Below are 8,093 nucleotides of genomic sequence, written 5' to 3'. Positions count from 1 at the left end.
GCCAGTGCCGACGGTGTCGGCGGCGCAAACGTCGGCGCATCGACCGGCGGCGGATCGCTCGGCGTCAATGCCGGCGGCAATCTGGGCAGCACCAGCACAGGCGTGTCGACAAGCGTGGGCGCCGCCGCCGCGGGCGACGATCCTTCCGCCGTCAGCGGATCGGCTGCCTCTGCGCAGAACCCGGCCGCGGTGCCGACAGCCCCTGCTTTGGCCAAAAGCGCGACGCAGACCATTGTGCTGCCTCCAGTGCTGAGGCCCTCCAGATCCGCCGGCGGCGACCTCCGGCGGGTCACCAAAGGCTATCGCATCGCGCCGCTGTCACCTCCGAAGGCGATACCCGGCACGCCGGCCGCCGTAGTGCGCGCCTGTCGCGCCGCGATCGCGGCGGCCGCCAAGCCCCTCGGCGCCGTGCGTGTTTACACGGTCAGCGCCGGCCCCTTGCGTCAACGCCGAAGCGGGCTCAACGCGCCGATCGAGGTGCGCATAGACTATGACGGGCGAGGCGGCATCGAAGTGAGGCAGGCGAAAGTCGGCTGTCGCCTAAATGCGAAGGGCGCGGTCACCGCGGTGATTTAGGCAAAGGCACAACGGCCGTTGCCATCCTTCCTGCCGGTTGCAACCTCGGCGGTTGGCATTTCCCCGCCCCACAAGGTGGGGAAGAGGTGGCTCGGCGCAGCCGAGACGGAGCGGGGGAGCGCCATATCCGATAACCCTGCCGACCGCAGGCGCGGACCTCAGCCGGCTGCAGACAAGGCGCCCGCGCTTCGGCTAGAGTTCCGCCGGGCGCAAAAAAATCGTCGAAGGGGAGCATCGCGATGAACGAAGTCAGGCCGATCGCCGAGATCGCCAGCTATCACGCCCATATCTACTACGGCGGGGAGGCCGAGCGGCAGCATGCCGAATGGCTGCGCCAGCGCATCGCAGAGCGCTTCCGCGTGCGCCTGGGCAACTGGCGCGACGAGCCGGTCGGCCCGCACCAGCAAGCCATGTACCAGGTCTCCTTCGCCACCGAGATCTTTGCCACGCTGGTTCCCTGGCTGATGCTGAACCACGGCGGCCTGAGCATCCTCATCCATCCCAACACCACCAACCCCAAGCGCGACCACCTTATCGACCCGATCTGGATCGGCCGGGCACTGCCGGTGAAGGGCGACGTGCTTGGCGAGGAGGACGAGGCAGAGGAAGCGCTGGAGGTGAATACCGAGCCGACGCTGGGGGTGTGAGGGGGGCGCGGCGATCTCGTCACGATGGCGTGAGAGGCGGCTGGCCGGCGGAGTTGTCGATTGACTGACCAATCGCGGTGTGGCGAATTCGCGCCGATGGTTCCCTTCGGGGATCAAAAGGGAACGCGGTGCGGAGAAATCCAAAGCCGTGGCTGCCCCCGCAACTGTAAGCGGCATGCCGGTTTCACGATGCCACTGGCTGCATGGGCCGGGAAGGCGAAAGCGGCGGGAATCCGCGAGCCAGGAGACCTGCCATCATGGACGTCAAAGCAGAACATCGGACGGGGTGATCCGGTGTGCGCGCCTGGCCGGAGGGCGGGGCGAGTTCCCTGCGATGACAGGCAACGTCAAAGGCAGAACCATGCTGATCCAACTATCGAAAATGCTGAACAAAACCGCGCCGGACCTGAAGGCCAGGCTGATTACAATCTACGGGGCGCTCGCCATTCTCAACGTCGGGGCGTGGCTGTGGGCTTTCGTCGCCTTCCACGACAAGCCAACATTGCTTGGCGTCGCTCTCGTCATTTATGGCCTCGGCTTGCGCCATGCCGTCGATGCCGACCACATAGCGGCCATCGACAATGTCACGCGCAAGCTGATGCAGAACGGCAAACGGCCGGTCTCCGTCGGCTTCTTTTTCGCACTCGGCCATTCGACGATCGTCGTCATCGTCGCTGCGGCTATCGCGGCGGCAACGTCCCTGCTCGGCCGTTTCCAGAGCCTTCAGGAGATTGGCGGCACGATCAGTACCGGCGTTTCCGCACTCTTCCTGCTCGCCATCGCGGCGATGAACATCGTCATCTTCTTCTCGATCTACAGAAGTTATCGGCGGGTGCGGGCCGGTGGGGCGTTTGTCGAGGAGGACCTGGACCTGCTGCTCAACAATCGCGGCTTCCTGGCGCGCGTCTTCCGCCCGATGTTCCGGCTGGTGTCGCGCAGCTGGCACATGTTCCCACTTGGTTTCCTCTTCGGCCTTGGTTTCGACACCGCGACCGAAGTCGCCATGTTCGGCGTGTCCGCGGCACAAGCGGTCAAGGGCGTGCCGTTCGAAGCCATTTTGGTCTTCCCGGTGCTTTTCGCGGCCGGTATGTCACTGGTCGACACGACCGATGGTGTGATGATGCTCGGCGCCTATGAGTGGGCCTTCGTCAAGCCGATCCGCAAACTGTACTACAACATGACGATCACCCTGGTGTCGGTCCTTGTCGCAGTACTGATCGGCGGCATCGAGGCGCTCGGCCTGATCGGTGACAAGCTCGGTCTGTCGGGCGGCTTCTGGAACGGCGTCGGCACGCTCAACGACAATTTCAACAATCTGGGCTTCGCCATTATCGGCATCTTCATCGCCGCCTGGGCGATCTCCTACCTCGTCTACAAGGCCAAGGGGCTGGATGATGTGGAGAGCGCATCCGCAGCAAAGAATTCATAAACCGCCGGCTGCGGCTGGCTGCAGCAGGCCAGCCGCATCTCTCTGCCATCAGACCCCGGCGGGCTGCCAGCCTGCCTCCTTGAAGCGCCTCGGCAACAGAAAGCCGATGGCGGCAAAGCGACGATCGCCGGCCGCGTCAGCGGTGCCCGGCTTGACATTTTTGTTCCTAATTTGTTCACTGTTGGCCAGACAGCAACAGGAGATCGCCGGCCCGTGCGCACGCGCTTCAAAGGCATGCTGAGGACCCGTAGCCTAAGCCTTTGGAAGCGTGACGGAATTCCGCGCTGGGATAAGCCGTGGGTTAAGGCCTGGGATAAGCCCCATAATCCATAAGCCAGTATCCAGAGTCCAAATATCCAGAGTCCAGAACAGAAAAGCTGGCGCTTTTCTGTTCTAAAAAAGCGGGGAAGGGGAAAGCAAAAGTGGGAGCAGCGCAAGCCATTCGGCGTACGGCGCTACGGCGAGGGCTCGGCGGCGCCAGCGAGCTTCCGACGTGGCGGCGAGCCGCCCTGTTCCGTCTCCCAGGATGCAACCGGCCTCACGTCAGCCCGGCGATCTGCTCATCGGGGTCGAGCTCCGCCCCGCCGGCGACGACCACGTTGGCGAGCGGCGCCGAGAGCGTCCAGCGAACGAGGCCGGGCAGCCGTTCCATGGAGGCGCTGCCGGAGAGGCTGGTGGGGACGACGCGCTGGAGAACGACGCTGCCGAAGCCTTTGTGCGGCTTGGCATCGGCGGCCGCGGCAGGTTCGGAAAAATGTTCCTCCCAGACCAGCTCGAAATCGCTGCCTTCGGGGGCCGGGGCTACCCGCCAGTCCATCCGCACGGTTCCGGCGTCGCCCGCCAGGGCGCCGTATTTCGTCGCGTTGGTGCCCAGCTCATGCAGCGCCATGCCGATGTTCTGCACCGCGTTCAGCCGCAACGTCACGTCCGGCCCGCAAGGCGAGATTCGCTCTTCGTGTCCGAACGGCCGCAGATGTTCCCGCACAAGGTCGGCCATGCCGGCGCCGCGCCAGTCGTTCAGCACCAAAAGGTCGTGCGAGCGCGACAGCGCCATGATGCGTTCGCGGATCTGGTGTTCGAACGCGCGCGGGTCGGTCGCGCGCTTGCTCGTCTCGCGGATCATGGAAAGGATCACGGCGTATTGGTTTTTGACGCGGTGGTTCACCTCGCGCATCAAGAGTTGGATCTGCTGTTCGCTCGCCCGTTTTTCGGTGATGTCGGCCGCCATGCCGAACCATTCCAAGATGCTGCCGGTGTCATCGACGATCGGGATTGCCCGTGAGGTGGTCCAGCCGGCGGACCCGTCGGCGCGCCGCACCCTGTGCTCGAGCTCGAACACGCCGCGCTCCATGATGGCGCGCTCGATCGCCGCCTGGATGCTCGCCTGGTCTTCCGGGAACAGGTATTCGTCGCGCCAGCGGATCGCCGGCCCCTGGGCGCTCGACAGGAAGCCGCGGCCGTCCAGCTCATGCATTTCCTGCCAGTCCGGGCTCATCCGGTAAACCACGTCGGAGCTGGCATTGACCAGCGCGCGAAACCGCTGCTCGCTTTCGCGCACCTTTGCTGCCGCCAGCACCCGGGCCGTGGTCTCCGAAACGATGCAGAGCACGGCTTCGACCGTGCCGTCCTGCGCCCGCACCGCGGAATAGGAGATGTCGAAATAGACCGTCTCGCCGACCAGGCCGGATCGTTCGATGTAGAAAGGCCGGTCCCTGGCCGAGAAGGTTTCGCCGGTTTCGAGAACTCCTCGCAGCAGCGGCTCGAGGTCGGTCCAGAGCTCGGACCAGTTTTCCTCGGCGGGACGGCCGAGCGCGCGCGGATGCTTGTCGCCGATGGTCGGCGCGTAGGCGTCATTGTAGAGCGCGACAAACTCCGGCCCGCAGAAAAGCACGATCTGGGCTTCGGCGGCGAGCATCAGGTCGACCGTCGTCCTCAGGCTGAGCGTCCATGTCTCGATCGGCCCGAGCGGGCTTTCCGACCAGGGATATTCGCGAATGAATCGCGCCATCTCGCCGTTTCCGCGAGGCCACGATTCACGGAAGAGCCCGTCAGCCATAGGCGCATTAACGCGCGACGCCGTTTATGTATCCGTCTCCGTCACGCAAAATTTTAGCCATCGTGAATAGACCCCAGGCTGCCGGTCCGCCGGAGGAATATTTCGGGCGCAGTTTCGTTAGTTCCTCATACGATCCCGTTTGAGGCAAAGTGCATATGTCCCGCAATCACGCATTGAAGCCGCCAGAGCGGCCGGCTCTGGCCCAACGGAGGTACCAGAGATGAAAACGGCTGTTTCGACCTCTCTTTCGAGACGAAGCGTCGTCGCCGTGCTGGCGGCGGCGGCCGCGTCGACCGCCATATTGCCCGCCGGCGATGCGCTGGCGCAGACCAAGCAGACCGCGCCGGACAAGAGTCTGTACGATCGGCTGGGAGGCGTGTTCGCCATCGCAGCCGTGGTCGATCACTTCAGCGACGCCGTCGTGAAAAACCCCATCGTCGGCAAGAAGTCCAAGAACCCGCAACTGCGCAAATGGCACACCAAGAACCTCGAACGGCTGCCGGGCCTCAAGTTCATGCGTACGCTGTGGGTGTGCGATGTTTCCGGCGGCCCCTTCAAGTTCGTGGCCACCGAGCCGGGCGCGACGCCGCTCGGCCTCGAGGAGGCCCACAAGGACCTGAAGATTTCTCCCGCCGAGTTCGACGAGGTCGCAGCGGAACTCGGGCGGACGCTCGACCGCTTCAAGGTTCCGAAAGCCGAAAAGACCGAGGTCCTGGAAGCCTTTGCCGCGCACAAGGATGAGGTCACTGCCGGCTCTGTCAAAAAGGGGTGAGGCTCAGCGCGAATCCGGCGAAGGCGGTCCGCCGCTCCGCCTATCCACCCGCCAGCCGCGGCAGCAGGAAAATCTCCGCCCCCGGCGGCAGTTCCTTCGACCACGTGTCGCGATAGATCGTCCCGTCGATCGCGACCGCGATGCCGCGATCGAGCAGGGGTTCGAACGCGGGATGCTGTTCCGCAAGCTTGCGGAACAGCTCCCTGATGTCCTTGGCCTCGATGTCGAGCTTGTCCTTGCCTCCGGCGGCGGCGCTGAGCGAGCCCCAGAGCGTGACTTGGACCATTATCGCCTGATCCTCATTGGACCGTGACGTGAGCTGAAAACCGCTTCGCGCTTTTCGGCATGCTAGCCTTCCCGTTCGGCCTCGAGCGCTGCAAGAATCCGCGGCGGCGACATCGGGATGTGGCTCATGCGCACGCCCACCGCGTTCGACACCGCATTGGCGATCGCCGCCAGCGGCGGCACGATCGAGGTCTCGCCGACGCCGCGCACCCCGTAGGGGTGGTTGGGGTTGGGGATTTCCAGGATCTGCGTGTCGATCATCGGCAGGTCGGAGCAGACCGGGATGCGGTAGTCGAGGAAGCCTGGGTTCTGCAGCCGCCCGTCCTTGCCGTAGATATACTCCTCGTTGAGCGCCCAGCCGATGCCTTGCGCGGCACCGCCTTGGTACTGGCCCTCGACATAGGTCGGGTGCACCGCCTTGCCGGCATCCTGCACCACCGTGTAGCGGATCACCCTGGTCGAGCCGGTCTCGGGATCGACCTCGACGTCGCAGATATGGGTGGCGAAGGAGACGCCGGCGCCGTCGGCGACGAGCTCGCTATGGCCGGCGATCGGCCCGCCGGTCTTGCCGGACTGTGCGGCGATCTCCTTCAGCGACAGCTTGCCGAGATTGCCGTGCTTCTCGCCCTTGGCGACCGCGTGGCCTTTTTCCCAGGCAACGTCGTCGACCGAGATGTCCCACATCTGCGCGGCGCGCTCGCGCAGCACTTTGATGGCGTTGCGGGCGGCCGAGATGGTCGCCATCGAGGAGGAGAAGGTGCCGCGGCTGCCGTCGGTCATGTCGTTGTAACCGAGGCTGGAAGTGTCGGCGACGATCGCCTTGACCTGGCTGTAGTCGATGCCGAGCTCCTCCGCCGCCACCAGCGACAGCGACGCGCGGGAACCACCGACGTCGACTGTGCCGACGGCGAGCGACACCGTGCCGTCCATGCCGACGTTCAAATCGGTGCAGGTCTGGCCGCCGAAGTTGAACCAGAAGCCGCAGGCCATGCCGCGGCCTTGGTTCTGAGCCAGCGGCGCGCGCATATGCGGGTGCTCCTTGACCGCCTCGAGCGTCGGTCCGATGCCGATCGGGCCGTAGACCGGGCCGTAGGAGGCGCGGGTGCCTTCCTGCGCCGCATTCTTGATGCGGAACTCGACCGGATCGATGCCGATCTCCTTGGCGAGCTCGTCGACAGCGCTTTCCACCGCGAACGCCGCCATCGGCGCCGAGGGCGCGCGATAGGCCGCGGTCTTCGGCCGGTTGACCAGCACTTCGTAGCCGACGGTCTTGACGTTCTCCAGCTTGTAGCAGGCGAATGCCGTCATGGCGCCGATCTCCGCCCACATGCCGGCATAGGGGCCGCAGGTGTAGCGCAGCGTCGCTTCGGCGGCGGTGATGGTGCCGTCCTTCCTCGCGCCGATCTTGACGTCGATCGAGGTGGCGCTGGTTGGCCCTGAGGCGCGGAACACTTCGTCGCGGGTCATCACCAGCTTCACCGGGCGGCCGGCCTTGCGCGACAGGGCCAGCGCCACCGGCTCGGCCCAGACATGGGTCTTGCCGCCGAAGCCGCCGCCGATCTCGGAAGAGGTGACGCGCAGCTTCGAGACTTCGAGGCCGAGCAGCTGGGCGCAATGCTGGCGATAGACGAAATGACCTTGCGTGCAGACCCAGAGATCGGCCGTGCCGTCGGGATTGACGCTCGCCACGCAGGCATGCGGCTCGATATAGCCCTGATGCGTCTGCTCGGTCTTGAAGGAGCGCTCGACGACGAAATCGGCCTGGGCAAAACCCTGGTGGACGTCGCCATGGCCGTATTGCGTGCGCTTGGAGACGTTGGACGGCTTGACCGGCTTTTCCTCCAGCCCTTCGGTGAAGATGGCATCGTTGATGAGCGGGGCGTGGTGCTGCATCGCCTCGTCGACGTCGGTCACATGCGGCAGCACCTCATAGTCGACCTCGATCAGCTTCAGCGCCTGCCTGGCGGTGCGGGCATCGATCGCCGCCACCGCGGCCACGGCATGGCCGTCATAGAGCGCCTTCTTGCGCGCCATGCAATTGTCGAGGGTGTCGAACATGCCGGCATCGCCATCGGTCAGGTCCGGCAGGTCTTTCGCCGTGATCACCGCCTTCACGCCGGCGAGCTTTTCGGCTTTCGAGGTGTCGATCTTCTTGATGATCGCGTGGGCGTGCGGGCTGCGAAGCACACGGCCGACCAGCTGCCCGGCCATGTTGAAGTCGGCGCCGTAGCGGGCGCGTCCCGTCACCTTGTCGACGCCGTCGGGGCGGAGGGGGCGCGTGCCGACAGATGAGAAGCTGCGTCCCGAGTAGCGCGGATCGAAATTCAT

The 8,093-nt window shown here is 65.1% G+C and carries 6 protein-coding genes, 1 pseudogene and 1 riboswitch; of the genes and pseudogenes, 4 read left to right on the top strand and 3 right to left on the bottom strand.

The features are described 5' to 3' along the window. The 3 genes and pseudogenes from EOA79_RS32730 to EOA79_RS12375 form a co-directional block, all read left to right on the top strand. Window positions 1–576, top strand: a pseudogene (locus EOA79_RS32730) (hypothetical protein); the annotation flags it as partial. Window positions 577–815: 239 nt separating this feature from the next. After that, window positions 816–1,223 (top strand): DOPA 4,5-dioxygenase family protein, encoded by a 408-nt coding sequence (locus tag EOA79_RS12380; protein WP_095802577.1) that lies wholly within the window; start codon window positions 816–818, stop codon window positions 1,221–1,223. Window positions 1,224–1,303: 80 nt separating this feature from the next. Further along, window positions 1,304–1,495: riboswitch (cobalamin riboswitch) on the top strand. An 89-nt stretch (window positions 1,496–1,584) separates the two neighbouring features. Beyond that, on the top strand, window positions 1,585–2,652 hold the full coding sequence (locus EOA79_RS12375) for a HoxN/HupN/NixA family nickel/cobalt transporter (protein WP_127335642.1): 1,068 nt from the start codon (window positions 1,585–1,587) through the stop codon (window positions 2,650–2,652). Window positions 2,653–3,190: 538 nt separating this feature from the next. On the opposite strand, the gene EOA79_RS12370 is transcribed toward EOA79_RS12375, so the two are convergent. Continuing rightward, window positions 3,191–4,660: an HWE histidine kinase domain-containing protein gene (locus tag EOA79_RS12370; protein WP_164893851.1), complete on the bottom strand. Its 1,470-nt coding sequence runs from the start codon at window positions 4,658–4,660 to the stop codon at window positions 3,191–3,193. A gap of 316 nt (window positions 4,661–4,976) precedes the next feature. Between EOA79_RS12370 and EOA79_RS12365 the strand changes: the two genes are divergently transcribed. Then, window positions 4,977–5,480 (top strand): group 1 truncated hemoglobin, encoded by a 504-nt coding sequence (locus tag EOA79_RS12365; RefSeq protein WP_245322344.1) that lies wholly within the window; start codon window positions 4,977–4,979, stop codon window positions 5,478–5,480. A gap of 40 nt (window positions 5,481–5,520) precedes the next feature. On the opposite strand, the gene EOA79_RS12360 is transcribed toward EOA79_RS12365, so the two are convergent. Together EOA79_RS12360 and EOA79_RS12355 are read right to left on the bottom strand one after the other, a co-directional pair. Continuing rightward, entirely contained in the window at window positions 5,521–5,766 is a 246-nt protein-coding gene (locus tag EOA79_RS12360) for a MoaD/ThiS family protein (RefSeq protein WP_066997117.1), read from the bottom strand. Between the two features lie 62 nt (window positions 5,767–5,828). Continuing rightward, window positions 5,829–8,093: a xanthine dehydrogenase family protein molybdopterin-binding subunit gene (locus EOA79_RS12355; protein WP_127335675.1), complete on the bottom strand. Its 2,265-nt coding sequence runs from the start codon at window positions 8,091–8,093 to the stop codon at window positions 5,829–5,831.

This window comes from Mesorhizobium sp. M1A.F.Ca.IN.020.03.2.1 (genome assembly GCF_004023205.1).
Taxonomy (GTDB): domain Bacteria; phylum Pseudomonadota; class Alphaproteobacteria; order Rhizobiales; family Rhizobiaceae; genus Mesorhizobium.
This window is presented reverse-complemented; position numbering and strand designations above follow the sequence as displayed.